The organism is Fundidesulfovibrio agrisoli, from assembly GCF_022808715.1.
In the GTDB taxonomy this organism is placed as follows: domain Bacteria; phylum Desulfobacterota; class Desulfovibrionia; order Desulfovibrionales; family Desulfovibrionaceae; genus Fundidesulfovibrio; species Fundidesulfovibrio agrisoli.
Map to the genome: position 1 here is coordinate 1 of NZ_JAKZKX010000023.1, position 12,589 is coordinate 12,589.

12 protein-coding genes are annotated in these 12,589 nt (G+C 63.2%); 6 read left to right on the top strand and 6 right to left on the bottom strand.

Translation table 11 applies throughout. The features are described from left to right. The first annotated feature begins 574 nt into the window (after positions 1-574). Together MLE27_RS14490 and msrB are read left to right on the top strand one after the other, a co-directional pair. Entirely contained in the window at positions 575-2,563 is a 1,989-nt protein-coding gene (locus tag MLE27_RS14490; RefSeq protein ID WP_243312807.1) for a YgiQ family radical SAM protein, read from the top strand. 204 nt (positions 2,564-2,767) lie between these two features. Beyond that, positions 2,768-3,943, top strand: coding sequence for a peptide-methionine (R)-S-oxide reductase MsrB (gene msrB, locus MLE27_RS14495; RefSeq protein ID WP_423747986.1), 1,176 nt, complete (start codon positions 2,768-2,770; stop codon positions 3,941-3,943). A 132-nt stretch (positions 3,944-4,075) separates the two neighbouring features. Here the strand turns inward: msrB and MLE27_RS14500 are convergent, their stop codons facing one another. From MLE27_RS14500 to gcvH, 5 genes are all read right to left on the bottom strand, one after another. Next, positions 4,076-5,170, bottom strand: coding sequence for a protein kinase family protein (locus MLE27_RS14500; RefSeq protein ID WP_243312808.1), 1,095 nt, complete (start codon positions 5,168-5,170; stop codon positions 4,076-4,078). Between the two features lie 4 nt (positions 5,171-5,174). Continuing rightward, positions 5,175-5,588, bottom strand: a complete 414-nt coding sequence (locus tag MLE27_RS14505) for a DUF3010 family protein (protein ID WP_243312809.1) — start codon at positions 5,586-5,588, stop codon at positions 5,175-5,177. A 392-nt stretch (positions 5,589-5,980) separates the two neighbouring features. After that, positions 5,981-7,426 (bottom strand): aminomethyl-transferring glycine dehydrogenase subunit GcvPB, encoded by a 1,446-nt coding sequence (gene gcvPB, locus MLE27_RS14510; RefSeq protein WP_243312810.1) that lies wholly within the window; start codon positions 7,424-7,426, stop codon positions 5,981-5,983. Beyond that, positions 7,423-8,754 (bottom strand): aminomethyl-transferring glycine dehydrogenase subunit GcvPA, encoded by a 1,332-nt coding sequence (gene gcvPA, locus MLE27_RS14515; protein WP_243312811.1) that lies wholly within the window; start codon positions 8,752-8,754, stop codon positions 7,423-7,425. The genes gcvPB and gcvPA overlap by 4 nt, the downstream gene beginning before the upstream one ends. A gap of 13 nt (positions 8,755-8,767) precedes the next feature. Beyond that, a complete protein-coding gene (gcvH, locus tag MLE27_RS14520; protein ID WP_243312812.1) occupies positions 8,768-9,145 on the bottom strand; it encodes a glycine cleavage system protein GcvH in 378 nt (125 codons plus the stop codon). Between the two features lie 189 nt (positions 9,146-9,334). Between gcvH and MLE27_RS14525 the strand changes: the two genes are divergently transcribed. The 3 genes from MLE27_RS14525 to folE2 are packed head-to-tail and all read left to right on the top strand — an operon-like array spanning position 9,335 to position 11,257. Continuing rightward, a complete protein-coding gene (locus tag MLE27_RS14525) occupies positions 9,335-10,039 on the top strand; it encodes a class I SAM-dependent methyltransferase (RefSeq protein WP_243312813.1) in 705 nt (234 codons plus the stop codon). Positions 10,040-10,049: 10 nt separating this feature from the next. Further along, a complete protein-coding gene (nikR, locus tag MLE27_RS14530) occupies positions 10,050-10,469 on the top strand; it encodes a nickel-responsive transcriptional regulator NikR (protein ID WP_243312814.1) in 420 nt (139 codons plus the stop codon). Positions 10,470-10,483: 14 nt separating this feature from the next. Next, positions 10,484-11,257 carry a GTP cyclohydrolase FolE2 gene (gene folE2, locus MLE27_RS14535; protein ID WP_243312815.1) on the top strand — a complete coding sequence of 258 codons (774 nt, stop codon included), beginning with the start codon at positions 10,484-10,486 and terminating at the stop codon, positions 11,255-11,257. Between the two features lie 148 nt (positions 11,258-11,405). On the opposite strand, the gene MLE27_RS14540 is transcribed toward folE2, so the two are convergent. Further along, complete coding sequence (locus tag MLE27_RS14540) at positions 11,406-11,978, bottom strand: hypothetical protein (protein WP_243312816.1); 573 nt, start codon at positions 11,976-11,978, stop codon at positions 11,406-11,408. Positions 11,979-12,030: 52 nt separating this feature from the next. On the opposite strand from MLE27_RS14540, the gene MLE27_RS14545 reads away from it, so the two are divergent. Continuing rightward, a complete protein-coding gene (locus tag MLE27_RS14545) occupies positions 12,031-12,582 on the top strand; it encodes a nucleoside deaminase (protein WP_243312817.1) in 552 nt (183 codons plus the stop codon). Positions 12,583-12,589: the final 7 nt, after the last annotated feature.

Below are 12,589 nucleotides of genomic sequence, written 5' to 3' on the forward strand. Positions count from 1 at the left end.
CCAAGTGGCTCTGGACTTACAACAACGAACGGCCCAACATGGGCATCGGCGGCATCACTCCGAGGCAGAAACTGAGAACGGCTGCATAGCCCTACTTTTCAGACAGCCTAAAAAGGGGAGGATTACCATACAACAAGTCTCTTGATGTATTTGTGCTAAATGATATTAAACCGATCGATCCAGCACAAGTCAATCCTTTGATAAGAGAAGTGGTAAGATTTTTCAGGGATAGTAAGGTTGTTGGCCCCCTGCTTTCAGGCATGTTTAACTTTTTAATAGGGGTGTTTCCTGCAATGCTCCTCTATAAATGGATTTATTCGGCCTGGCCACGTATTGAATTTGATTTCGGGCCTGCACATACTAAATTGATGGGCAAAAGAAGGCGCTGTATCATTGTAGTGCTATCAATATTTGTGCTGCCTGTTATTGTTAATCTGGTCAGTCCGTATATTGGGAGATTGCTTGGTATCTAGTTGGTGCTCGGTACAGCCGGGTTAGCTTTGGATATATGTTAAAAGGTGAAAGTGCTGCTGTCGAACTGGACACCCCCCGCCCCAATGGCCATAATCCCCAAATGCCCCGCACTCCCCTCGACCAACCCTCCTTCCTCCCCATGACCCGGGCCGAGATGGACCGTCTCGGCTGGGCCGAGCTTGACGTCCTGCTCGTCACCGGCGACGCCTACGTGGACCATCCCTCTTTCGGTGCGCCGCTCCTGGGCCGCTGGCTCGTGGCCAACGGCTACCGCACCGGCCTCGTGGCCCAGCCGCGCTGGGAGCTGGCCGCGGGCGAACCCGGCGACGTGGAGGCCATGGGCCGCCCGCGTCTGTTCGCGGGCGTCACGGCCGGAGCCCTCGACTCCATGCTGGCCCATTACACCGCCTTCCGCAAAAAGCGCTCCGACGACGCCTACACCCCCGGCGGGCGCGCGGGCAGCCGCCCCAACCGCGCCTCCATCGTCTACACCAACCTGGTGCGCCGGGCCTTCCCCGGCCTTCCCGTTGTCCTTGGCGGCGTGGAGGCATCCCTGCGCCGGGCCAGCCACTACGATTTCTGGTCCCAGGGGCTGCGCCGCTCCATCCTGTTCGACTCCAAGGCCAGCGCCGTGCTCTACGGCATGGCCGAGCACTCCCTGCTGGCCGTGGCCGAGGAGCTGGACCGCCTGGCCGAGGAGGGCGGTGATGTCGCCTCCGTCTGGGAGCGCATCCCAGGCGCGGTCTATGCCCGAAAGGCCGGTGACCTGCCGGAAGGGGTGAACGCCGAGGACGTGCTGGAGTTGCCCTCCCACGAGGCCATCGCGGCGGACCACACACTGCTGCTCAAGGCCACGCGCCTGCTTGAGCGCCATGTCCATCAGGACAGGCAGGTGGCGGTGCAGCAAAGCGGCGACCGCATGGCCGTTCTCAACCCGCCCGGCCCCGGCCTGGAGGGCGAGGCCCTGGACGCGCTCTACGCCCTGCCCTTCAGCCGCTCGGCGCATCCCTCCTACAAGGAGCCCATCCCCGCCGAGGAGATGATCCGGGGCAGCCTGAACATCCACAGAGGGTGCGCCGGAGGCTGCTCCTTCTGCACCCTGGCCCTGCATCAAGGGCGCAGGATTCGCTCCCGCAGCGCGAAATCCGCCCTGGACGAGGCCAAGGGGCTGGCTGGCGTGAAGGGCTTCACCGGCAGCGTCAGCGACGTGGGCGGCCCCAGCGCCAACATGTGGGGCGCGCGCTGCGAGGGCGACATGGCCTCCTGTCAGCGCGCAAGCTGCCTCACGCCGAAAATATGCAAGCATTTCAAGGTGGATCAGGGCGCGTTCGTGGATCTGCTGCGCCAGGTCGCCCGCGTGCCCGGGGTGCGCCACGTGCGCGTGGCCAGCGGCTGGCGCATGGACCTGGGCCTGGCGGACAAGCCCGCTCTGGCGCGCATGATCCGCGAGTTCACCGGGGGGCAGGCCAAGGTGGCCCCTGAGCACCTGAACCCCAAGGTGCTCAGGCTCATGCGCAAGCCCGCGTTCAGCGTGTTCGAGGAGTTCGTGGAGTTCTTCGGGCGCGAATCCGGCAAGGCCGGCAAGGAGCAGTACGTGGTGCCCTACCTGATGAGCGCCTTCCCCGGCTGCACCGAGCAGGACATGCACGACATGGCCGACTGGTTCGCGGACCGGGGCTGGCGGCCCAGCCAGGTGCAGTGCTTCATCCCCCTGCCCGGCACGGCGGCGGCCGCCATGTATTTCGCCGGGACGGACCTTGACGGCAACCCCCTGCACGTGGCCGACACCGACGCCGAGCGCCTGCGCCAGCACGCCATCCTGGGCCGGGAGGGCGAGTCTCGCCCCAGCGGCAGGGGTGCGGGCGGCAAGGGAGCGGGGCGGCCTGGAGGGCGCACCGGGGAACACTCCCCGCGCGGTGCCAATGCGGGCGCGCGCCCCGGCCGCAGATCCGGCGAGCCCGGCAGGGATGGTAACCTTCATCCCGAGGGCAGGGGGAAAAGCTCCCCCGCAGCGCCGCGCAAGGCGGGGGCAGGCCAGCCAGGCGGCAGGCGCGGCGGCCGCCATGGCGGTGGACGGGGCAAGCCCTAGCCGCAGCCGACCCGACCGGCCCGATTCTTTCCCCGCGTTGGGCACCCGCCCGCACCCATCGACGAAACCGCTTCCCTCTATTGGATTCCATGCTATATGTGTGGGAATCCTGGCGTCGTGCGGGAGGCCGCCTTGAGGCGAAGCCTCCATGGGGCGTGATCCCCAGCGATCCGGGAGAAATCCGCTGACGCAAGCGAGGCGACAATGAAGCACTCTTCCCGCACTTTCGGCTGGTTTTTCGCATTGATGGCCGTGGGCTGCATCTGGCCGCTGGACCACACCGCCGGGGCCGTGACGCCCGAGGAGCTTGAGCTCAAGCCCGGCGAGGCCGTGGCCACCTTCGCGGGCGGCTGTTTCTGGTGCACGGAGTCCGATTTCGAGATGGTGCCGGGCGTCACCCGGGTCATCTCGGGCTACTCCGGCGGCAAGGAGCCCAACCCCACCTACAAGCAGGTCTCGGCCGGGCTCACCGGGCACCTGGAGTCCATCCAGGTGTACTACGATCCGCGCGCCGTGGATTACGCCATGCTGGTGGACTACCTCTTCCACCACATCGACCCCACCGACGCGGGCGGCCAGTTCGTGGACAGGGGCAAGCAGTACCGCGCGGCCATCTTCTACCGCACCGACGAGGAGCGCCGGATCGCCGAGGCCGCGCGCGACAAGCTGGCCGCGTCCGGCGTGTTCGAGGAAAAGCCCATCGTCACGCTCATCGAGCCATTCACCGCCTTCTACCCGGCGGAAGACTACCACCAGGACTACCACACCAACAACCCGCTGCGGTACAACTACTACCGCTACGGCTCCGGGCGCGACCAGTTCCTGAAGAAGGTCTGGGGCGACAAACAGGCCGGGCCCTCGACCCAGTCCGTGGTGCAACCCGCCGCGCCCGTGAAGGAGCAGCCCAAGGCCCCTGCAGGCCCCAAGGCCGTGGACGGCACCTACGTGAAGCCCAGCGAGGCCGAGCTGCGCAAGATGCTCACGCCCATGCAGTTCAAGGTGACGCAGCAGGAGGGCACCGAGCCGCCCTTCAACAACGCTTATGCGGATAACCACAAGGCGGGCATCTACGTGGATATCGTCTCGGGCGAGCCGCTGTTCTCCTCGCTGGACAAGTACGATTCCGGGACGGGCTGGCCCAGCTTCACCAAGCCGCTGGAGCCGGGGAACATCGTGACCAGGGAGGATAGAAGGCTCTTCACCACCCGGGTGGAAGTGAGGTCCAAGCACGCGGACTCGCACCTCGGGCACGTGTTCGACGACGGCCCCAAGCCCACAGGGTTAAGGTATTGCATGAACTCCGCCGCGCTGAAGTTCATCCCCGTGGAGGACTTGGAGAAGGAAGGGTATGGGCAGTATTTGAAGCTGTTCAAGAAGTAGACTGAAATAGCGAGAGATTAAGAAAACCGCCGCGCCGGGGAGTGATTCCCGGTGCGGCGGTTAGATATTCTTTGCTGAAGATGTCAGAGGCATGGATGAAGTAGGTAGATTGGGACAATCACCAGCCTGAATCTACGGCAGCCCTATCCGCGCTTTAAGTTGCTCAAATATGGCCGATGGGCTTTCGCCACTAAACTGATTGTCGACTCGGTAGTCTTTACTCTTTTTTTTCTTTAGAAGTGTGTTGTCCTCTGAGCGAATAAAGTAATAGGCTCCATTCCAGTTGCGAAGTTCATAACCTTCGTTGTTAACTATCCAGTCAGGCATGTTGTATTTTACATGTGAGAGTTCGCGTAGAAAGTCACTCACGTTGGTGTATCGCTTGCCTATTGTGGATGTTGCTGTCTTTAAAATTTTTTTGATGTTGCCAGGAATGTAAAATGGCAGACTGTCCCAGTTAATTAATTTTTTAGCCCTGATTCTATTGTAAATACAAGAGTCTACAAAGCGCGACTGTTCAACAACGTCAGATATCGTGGATAGATGTGATTTCTCTGCCCTTGTCATGTACGTGGTGAGGTCGTTGCTTAATTTGCCGCCAAATAGGAGGAATCCAATTAGTCCAGCCTGATAGACGTCAGATGAAAAATTATAAAATGGCTCAGGGCCGAATGCTTCAAGTGGCCGGTAAAGCACGCTGTGCCTAGAGGCGGGTGCCTTTTGAGTGGTTTCATTGATGCGCCTTACTGACCCAAAATCTGCTATAACAATTTTGTCGTCGTGAATTAGTAGGTTTTCTGGTTTTAAGTCGCGATGCACAAGAAGATTCGGCTTTCCATGTAGTGCTGAGATGCCTGACAATAGTTGGCATAACAGCGCATGCGCTAACGGTAGACTCACGTTGTAATCAGCTAGATATTTTGCAAGGTCGCCATAGTTTGCGGCTGATGTGAGAAAGCATGAACAATTGGTGTCTATCTTCCTTGCGTCATGGACCCTCAAGACATTGTCATGTGTAATTTTAGAAATATATGTAGGTTCTTGGTCAATCTCATCGGCTTCGTGGTAATATATTTTGATCGCAACATTAGTTCCTAAAATGTTGTGCTTGCCTATAAGGACATATCCATTCGCCCCGGATGTGTTGCATTCTAAGGGTTCGAAGTCGGGATACTGCTTTAAGGCGCAAATGACTTCTTCAGGAAGTTGAGAAGTGTCTATGCTCATTTTGCTATCCCAGTTTTTCAAATGCCAAATCATATGCCTTGCCAAGGTCAACCGTTGTGGGCTTTTTTGTTTTCTGCGCTTGATGTCTTCTGTTAGTTGCAGTCACCGTTGCACTGTGCACAAAAATCATAGGAACTGGGCATTTCGCTAGCAATATTCCTTCAAGTAAAAATGTTCCGGCACCACCAAGACCTTGGCCACTTGTAGCTCGTCTGTTGATGCAGACATAGTCGACTGAATGATCCGTACAAAATGCTCTGAATGCCATCGAAAATACCTCAACATCTTCCTGTGTTGGGTTTTTATTTAGGTCAATTTTGTGAAATTTTTCAGCGATTAAAGAGTGATTCTGTCTGTTGCCGCTAAGAGTGCAGATCCGTGCTGTGTGGCCCGTAAGGAAAATTCCAGCAACAATCATGCTGACTTCCTCCAAGTTATATTGTTTTGTGTAATTGCTGAAAATATAGTCGTTAGGTACAAGACGTTAGCGATGAGAGGCTGGTTAAGGTAGCCCTTGCTACGTCGAATGTTTGGGAGGTTGCCAGCCAATATTTGTTTGTGCGATTCACATCCGTAGCTTTTTCGTATTATCTACCGTGTCCTTGAACTTTGCAAGTGTTTGTGAAGGTGTCGTGAGATGATGTGAGCCTGTGTTTGACCTTGCTAATAATATTGATAGGTTTGTGACAGCAAAACCGCCGCGCCCGGAATCATCCTGGCGCGGCGGCTTTTCGAGGGGCTGGCAGGCCCGATATCGAAAACCGGCGGGCGCAAGGCGTCCGCCGGTTTCTTGTTTCGTGTAGCCCTAGGCTACATATCGTCCGTAATCTCCATGTTCCTCGCGGCCCGCGTCTCGTCCAACCTCCCCACCGGGGTGGTCACGGGCGCGGCCTGCACCGCCGCCGGGTCGCTCTCGGCCAGGGCCAGGATATCCCGCAGGTCGGCCACGAACTGGTCCATGGTCTCCTTGGATTCGGTCTCCGTGGGCTCGAACATCAGGCATTCCTTCACGATCAGCGGGAAGTAGATCGTGGGGGCGTGGTAGCCCTTGTCCAGGAGCGCCTTGGCAATGTCCAGCGCGCGCACGCCCTTCTGGGACTGCTTGTCCGCCGAGGCCACGAACTCGTGCATGCAGACCCTGTCGTAGGGCACCTCCAGCACGTCGTCGAGCGTCTTGCGCAGGTAGTTGGCGGCCAGCACGGCGTTCTCGCTGACCTTGATGAGCCCTTCGCGGCCCAGGCGCAGCATGTAGGCGTAGGCTTTGAGCACCACGCCGAAGTTGCCGTAGAAGGGCGCCACGTAGCCGATGGACTTGGGGTAGTCGTAGCGCAGGTGGAAGCGGCCGGACGGGTCCTTCACCACGCGGGAGACTGGCAGGTAGGGCACGAGCTTCTCGCACACGCCCACCGGGCCGGAGCCGGGGCCGCCGCCGCCGTGGGGGGTGCCGAAGGTCTTGTGCAGGTTCACGTGCACCACGTCGAAGCCCGCGTCGCCCACGCGCATCTTGCCCATGATGGCGTTCAGGTTGGCCCCGTCGTAGTAGAGCAGCGCGTCGACGGAGCGCAGCATCTCCACGATCTTGGGCAGGTTCTTCTCGAACAGGCCCAGGGTGTTGGGGCAGGTCATCATCATGGCGGCAACTTCGTCGTCGAGCACCTCGGCCAGGGCGTCGGGGTCCACGATGCCGTCCTTGGAGGCGATGGAGACCACCTCGTACCCGGCGATGGCCGCCGAGGCCGGGTTGGTGCCGTGGGCGGAGTCCGGGCAGATGATCTTGGTCTTCTTGTTGCCCTTGTCCGCGTGGTAGGCGGCGATGGTCAGCACGCCCGTCAGTTCGCCGTGCGCGCCCGCCATGGGGTGCAGCGTGAACTCGGACATGCCCAGGATCTCGCAGAGCCAGCGCTCCGTCTCGTACATCACCTCGAGCGCGCCCTGGGTCAGCTCGTCGCCGCGCGGCAGCTGGGGCAGCAGGGGGTGCAGGCGGGCGAACCCCGGCAGCCCGGCGATGTCCTCGCAGAACTTGGGGTTGTACTTCATGGTGCAGGAGCCGAGGGGGTAGAAGTTGGAGTCCACCCCGAAGTTCTTGCGGGAGAGCAGGCTGAAGTGGCGCACCACGTCCAGCTCGGAGAGCGAGGGCATTCCCGCGGGCGCACCGCGCAGCAGGCCTTCGGGCAGCAGCTCGCCCAGATCCTGCGAGGGGGCCTGGGGCCAGACGCCTTCGCGGCCGGGGGAGGATTTCTTGAACAGCGTGCTCATATGGCGTCCTCCATCCAGGCGGCCAGGATGTCGATGTCGCGGCGGGAGTTTTTCTCGGTGCAGCAGACCAGCAGGGCGTTGTCCATGCCCTGGTAGTAGCGGCCCAGGGGGAAGCCCGGCACGAAACCCTTTTCGATGAGCGTCAGGCACACGTCCTGCGCGGAGCGGGGCAGGGTGATGGCGAACTCGTTGCCGAAGGGCGCGCCGTTCAGCAGTTCCACGCCCTTGATGGCCGTGAGCTTCTTGGCGGCGTAACGGGCGTTCTCCATGCTCACGCGGGCGGTGCGGGCAAGCCCCTCCTCGCCCAGCAGGGAGAGGTGGATCAGCGAGCGCAGCGCGCACAGCGCCTGGTTGGAGCAGATGTTGGAGGTGGCCTTCTGGCGGCGGATGTGCTGCTCGCGGGCCTGCAGGGTGAGCACGTAGCCGGTGCGGCCCTGGCCGTCCTGGGTGCGGCCCACGATGCGCCCTGGCATCTGGCGCACCAGGGGCTTGGTGCTGGTCATGATGCCCAGGTACGGCCCGCCGAAGGAGAGGGGCAGCCCAAGGCTCTGGCCCTCGGCCACGGCGATGTCCGCGCCCATGGCGGAGGGGGTCTTGAGCACGCTCTGCAGCACCGGGTAGGCGCTGACGATGGCCAGCGCGCCCTTGGCCTTGGCCGCCGCGAACAGGGCCGAAGCGTCTTCCACGCAACCGAAGAAGTTGGGGTTCTGCACCACCACGCAGGCGGTGGCGTCGTCCAGCGCGGCCTGCATGGCGGCGAAGTCCGTGGCGCCCTTGGCTTGGGGCACCGTGACCAGCGTGAGCTTGAGGTTGCGGGTGTAGGTGTCCAGGAGGATGCGGTAGATGGGGCTCACCGTCTCGGAGACGATCACCTTGACCCGCTTGGTCTGGCGCACGGCCATCATCATGGCCTCGTAGAGCGCGGTGCCGCCGTCGTAGACGCTGGCGTTGGCGCACTCCATGCCCATGAGCCGGGCCACGGCGGTCTGGTATTCGAAGATGGCCTGCAGGGTGCCCTGGCTGGCCTCGGGCTGGTAGGGCGTGTAGGCGGTGTAGAACTCGCCGCGGCTGATGAGCGCGTCCACGGCCGAGGGCACGTAGTGGTCGTAGAAGCCTGCGCCGAGGAAGCTGACCATGCCGTTGGAGTTGCGCGCGGCCAGGTCTTCGATGCGCTGGCGGGTGGCCATCTCGGAGAGGCCCTCCGGCAGGTCGAAGCTCTTGGGGCGCAGGGCCAGGGGGATCTCGGCGAACAGCTCCTCCACGGAGCCCGCGCCGATTGCCCCCAGCATGGCCCGGGTGTCCTCCGGGGTGTGGGGAACGTAGGGCATGTGGGCTCCTCGCCTAGTGGCAGGACTTGGCGTTTTCTTCGTAGGCGGCGGCGTCCAGCAGGCCCTCGGGCTTGGCGGAGAGCTTCACCTTTATCATCCAACCGCCCGCGAAGGGCTCCTGGTTGACGAGCTCGGGCGCGCCGTCCAGGTCGGCGTTGACCTCCACCACCTCGCCGCTGACAGGGGAGTACAGCTCGCTGGCGGCCTTCACGGACTCGATGGAGCCGAACTCCTTGCCCTGGGTGACGGTGGCGCCGATGGCGGGCAGATCCACGAAGGTGATGTCTCCGAGCTGCTCCTGGGCGAAGGAGGTGATGCCGACGGTGGCGGTGTCGCCCTCGATCTTGGCCCATTCATGGGAGGGGGTGTACAGAAGGTCGGTTGGGAACATGCGTGGCTCCTTGTGGGGATCGGCCGTCGGGGTGCGGGTTGCGCCCGTGCGGTCCGTGCGTTTTCGTCCTCGGCGCGAGGCGGGGGGATAGTATCCGCGAGCGCCCCACGGGGCAAGGGTTTCCTTGCTCCGGCGCACTTGCGCGCGGCCCTGGATGCGGGTATCTGCTGCCCTTCGGAGGAGACGTTCATGCATACCGAAACAACCCCGGAACAGGCCCCCAAATCCCTGCCGGACTACACCGTGGGGCCGCGCCAGCGCCTTGTGGTCGAGGAGCTGGGCCGCGCCTGGCAGCTCAACCGCACCGGCGACCTGGAGGCCATCTGGGAGAACATGAGCCGCGAGGAGTTCGGCGAGGACGAGCGCATGCCCTACTGGGCGGAGCTCTGGCCCGCCAGCACGCTCCTGTGCCGCTGGCTCGCCCGCAACAAGGAGGCCATCTCCGGGCGCATCTGCCTGGACGTGGGCTGCGGATTGGGGCTCACGGGCATCGTGGGCACCTGGCTCGGAGCCAGGGTGGTGGGCATGGACCACCAGTGGCCCGCGGTGTACTTCAGCAGGGAGAACGCGGAGCTCAACGGCGTGGAGCAGCCCATGTGGGTCCAGATGGACTGGTGCGCCCCGGCCTTCAAGCCCCGCTGTTTCGACTTCATGTGGGGCGGGGACATCGTCTACGAAACCCGCTTCTACCATCCCCTGACCAGACTGTTCAGGGAATACCTGGCCCCCGGGGGCCGCATCTGGCTGGCCGAACCCAAGCGCAGCGTGTCCGCCCCGGTGTGGGAGCGCCTTGCCGGGGACGGCTTCAACGTGCGCAAGCTCTTCACCGAGCCCGTGCCCGTGGAGGGCTACCACGTCACGGTCAACCTCTGGGAAATGACCCTGCCGGACTAGAGGAGGCATCATGGGCAAGACCATACGCTTCGGCGTGTCGCTCAACTCCGACCTGCTGGAGCAGTTTGACTCCCTCTGCGAGGAGCGCAGCTACCCCAACCGCTCCGAGGCCATCCGCGACCTGATAAGGAGCGTCCTGGTGGAGAAGGAGCAGCAGGCGGGGGACCGCGAGATCGCGGGAGTGCTGAGCCTCGTCTACGACCACCACTTCTCCGACCTGGCCCAGCGCCTGGTGGAGATACAGCACGACGAGCACGACGTAATCCTGACCACCATGCACGTGCACCTGGACCACCACAACTGCCTGGAGGTGCTCATCCTCAAGGGCGGTGGCGAGGCCATCCGCAGGCTCTCCGACAGGCTCATCTCCACCAAGGGCGTCAAGCACGGCAAGCTCACCCTGACCACCACCGGGCAGGGGCTGGCCTAACCAACAGAATTTCAATGAAAGACATCCAATCATCACCCGCAGACGTCTCCATCGCCATCGACCGCGTGGGCATCAAGTCCCTGCGCCTGCCCCTCACCGTGAAGGACCGCGAACACGGCAGCCAGCACACCGTGGCCGAGGTGGACCTGGCCGTGGACCTGCCCGCCCAGTTCAAGGGCACGCACATGTCGCGCTTCGTGGAGGCCCTCGAGGGCTGGAAGGCCGGGCTGGACTACCAGGGCTTCAAGGAGCTGGTGGCCGACGTGCGTGAGCGCCTGGAGGCCCAGAACGCCCACGTGACCATGCGCTTTCCCTACTTCATGCGCCGCTCCTCCCCGGCCAGCGGGGCTGTCTCCAACATGGACTACGCCTGCACCGTGCAGGGCGACCTGGTGGGCCAGCGCTTCAGCATGACCCTGGGCGTGGAGGTGCCGGTGATGACCGTGTGCCCCTGCTCCCTGGCCATCAGCGACCAGGGCGCGCACAGCCAGCGCACCGTGGTGCGCGCACGCTGCCGCTTCAAGGGCTTCATGTGGCTGGAGGAGCTCATCGCCATGGCCGAGGGGGCCGGATCATCCCCGGTGTACTCGCTGCTCAAGCGCGAGGACGAGAAGCACGTCACCGAGGCGGCCTTCGCCAACCCCTGCTTCGTGGAGGACGTGGTGCGCGGCGTGGCCAAGGCCCTGGAGGAGCACCCCCGAGTGACCTGGTACAGCGTGGACGTGGAGAGCTTCGAGTCCATCCACAACCACTGCGCCGTGGCCGGGATCGAGCGGACCAAGGGCTAGCAGCTGTTGGTACAGGCGATTCTCGCAGCCTGTTCAAGGAACTCGCGGGCAAGGCGCAAGAAAAAGCCAAGCCCGATGCGTAGTTCTCCTACGTGAGGGTTTGGCTTTTTTGAAGCAACGCCGCCAGCGAGGATTCTTGGGCAGGCTGCTACCGCAGCCAGACGCTGGCCATCATGGCGAAGAGCGCGTCCCGGTTGGCCTCGAAGAGCTCGCGCGCGGCCTTCTCGTTGTCGCCCATGGTGTAGGCCAGCACCTGCACCAGCCTGCCCGGCAGGGGCGCGAAGAGCTGGTTCACGAACTGCACGCGCACCTTGCCGCCTTCGTCGGCCACCAGCCTGTAGTAAAGCGTGTCGTAGGCGCGGGTGTTGCCCACCTTGCCCGGGCCGCACGTGGGCCCGAGGCCCTTGAGCGCCTCCTGGATGTATTGCTTCACGTTTTCGCAGGCCACGAAGGCGTTCTGGGTCAGGAGCATCTCCTGCCGGGGAGGGCTCACGCAGATCTGGAAGCGAACGTCCTGGCCCGAGCTGGCCTCCACGGCGAAGCGGCAGCCCTCGATCTGTTTTTCGGCGACGCTCCAGCCCGGCGCGGGCTGGAAGCGCAGCCCCTCGGCCTTGCTCTCATAGCCCTTGAAGGCCGGGGGCGGCTCCGGCGAACAGGCCCAGAGCACCGGGAGTACGGCCAGAAGCGCGGCCAGGAGCCTGGGGAGCAGGGTGCTTCGCATGAGGATTTTCTAGCCCGCCGCGAACCGGCAGGCAACAAGCAGGAGAGATTCGATGAAGATTTGCGTGACCCTCCCGGACTGGGTGGACGCCGTGGCCCGCCCCGGAACCGTGTGCGCCTCCGACGAGGAGAAGATGGCCATCGCCGTGGCCCTGGCCGCCGAGAACGTGAGCAGGGGCGGCGGCCCGTTCGGGGCCGTGGTGTTCCACCGGCCCAGCGGCAGGCTGGTATCCGGCGGGGTGAACCTGGTGCTGCAGTCCGGCCTGAGCTGCTTCCATGCCGAGGTCACGACCTTGAGCGCGGCCCAGGCGCGCCTGGGCCGCTACGACCTGAACACGGACGGCGGGCACGAGCTGGTCACCTCCAGCGAGCCCTGCGCCATGTGCCTGGGCGCGGTGCTCTGGTCCGGCGTGAAGCGGGTGGTCTGCGGGGCCTGCTGCGACGCGGCCCGGGCCATCGGCTTCGACGAGGGGCCGGTGTTCCCCGAATCCTGGGCCTACCTGCGCCGCGCGGGCATCGAGGTGGTGGAGGGCGTGCTCTGCAAGGAGGCCGAGGCCGTGCTCAAGCGCTACAAGGAGCAGGGCGGGGTGGTCTACAACGCCTGATCTGATC